This is a genomic window from Psychroserpens burtonensis DSM 12212, assembly GCF_000425305.1.
GTDB lineage: Bacteria > Bacteroidota > Bacteroidia > Flavobacteriales > Flavobacteriaceae > Psychroserpens > Psychroserpens burtonensis.
Map to the genome: position 1 here is coordinate 1 of NZ_AUDE01000062.1, position 1,963 is coordinate 1,963.

Annotated in this window: 1 protein-coding gene; it reads left to right on the top strand. The window is 41.9% G+C overall.

Translation table 11 applies throughout. The features are described from left to right. A partial coding sequence (locus tag H593_RS0115385; protein ID WP_028873240.1) for a T9SS type B sorting domain-containing protein occupies positions 1 to 1,963 on the top strand: 1,963 nt, incomplete at both ends.

Genomic DNA, 1,963 nt, shown 5'->3' on the forward strand with positions numbered 1-1,963 from the left:
TACAACCCACACCATTACAATTATGTGATGACCAGGTTGCAGATGAAATCACTGTTTTTGATTTAACCGTAAAAGACGCAGAAATCACAGGAGGTGAAGCCAGTTGGAGTGTGAGCTACTACGAAACACAAACCGATGCAGATGCGCAAGACAATGCTATAGATGCACAGGCGTATGCGAATACCTCAGTAGCAGGCGCACCATCTAATCCACAAACGGTGTATGTGGTCGTCACAGATACAGATACAGGATGTACAGACCAAGTCACACTTACGATACGTGTATTACCAAACCCAACACCAACAGAAGACCTTCCAGATTTAATTCTTTGTGATGCTATCAATCCAGGCGATATGGAAGAAGTCTTTGACCTTACGACAGATGAAGTGTTATTACTTAACGCAGAAGCAAACGTCACACCAACTTATCACGAAACATTAGAAGAAGCCCAAGACGGTATAAACGCTGTGTTAGATCCAACGCTATACACCAATACCAGTACACCACAAGTGATTTATGTAAGAGTGACTAATGATAGTACAGGCTGTTTTACGATTGTAAACTTCACACTGATTGTCAATCCCTTACCAGAGGTTATTGCAGTGACCGATTTTATAGCCTGTGAACTGTTCAATGATGGGTTTTATGATTTTGATGTAACGATGAAAGATGCGGAAGTTTTAAACGGACAAGACCCAGCCTTATTTACGGTGACCTATCACGTAAACCAACAAGACGCAGACGATGTAATGAATGCGCTAGTGAGTCCATATACCAATGTGACCAATCCACAACAGATTTTTGTAGCCATTACCAATAATGACACAGGTTGTTCCATTAGCACACCAAGTTTTAATATAGAAGTACAAGAAGCAGCCGAAGCTAATAGTGATCAGGAAGCAATCTTATATGAGATTTGTGATGATGAGATGGATGCTGATAATGATCCAAGTAATAACAGTGCACAGTTTGATTTAGCGATACAAAACCAAGCCTTACTAGATGCACAAGATCCAGCAAACTATATCGTAAGTTATTACGCAAGTGAAGCAGATGCAGCGTTAGGAGTTAATGCCTTACCACTGCTATATGAGAACTTAGTAAACCCTCAAGTCATCTGGGCACGTGTAGATAATGACACGCCAGATGTTGCCGGCATGGATACCTCAATCTGTTATGCAGTAGCCGCATTAACCTTACAAGTTAACCCGTTACCCGTATTTGATTTAGAAGACAGTTATATCTTATGTGTAGGCGTTAATGGCACAGAAGTATTAAGCCCTTTAGTCTTAGACACAGGATTAAGCACACCAACATACACCTTTGAGTGGTTATTTAATGGCACCCTAATAGCAGGCGCAACCCAAGGGAGTTATATGCCAATTGAAGGCGGAACCTATACGGTAAACGTTACCGATGTCACAACATCAGTAAACACAGACTGTCCAAGTAGTGCTGATACAGAAGTGATAGAAAGCGCACCACCAATCGTAGTGGCCACAGTAACCACAGACGCCTTTGCAGATACACATATTATAGAAGTGAGCGTAGATGGTCTAGGCGTATACGAGTATAGTTTAGATGGCGGTCCATGGCAAGACCAGGGGACTTTTGTAGACGTATCTCTAGGCGAACATGTTGTCACTGCGAGAGACAAGAATGGATGCGGAGAAGGGAGTGATACCGTTATTGTCATGGACTATCCAAAATTCTTCACACCAAATGGCGACGGTTATAATGACACATGGAACATTAGTGCAATAAATAGTCAACCAAACGCAAAAATTTATATATTTGACAGATACGGAAAATTACTCAAGCAACTCAGTCCAACAGGAGCAGGCTGGAATGGTACCTACAACGGTAACCAACTCCCAACAAGCGACTACTGGTTTGCAGTAGAGTACAATGAGCCTATTACAGGCGACCGTAAAGAATTTAAAGCCCATTTTACCCTGAAAAG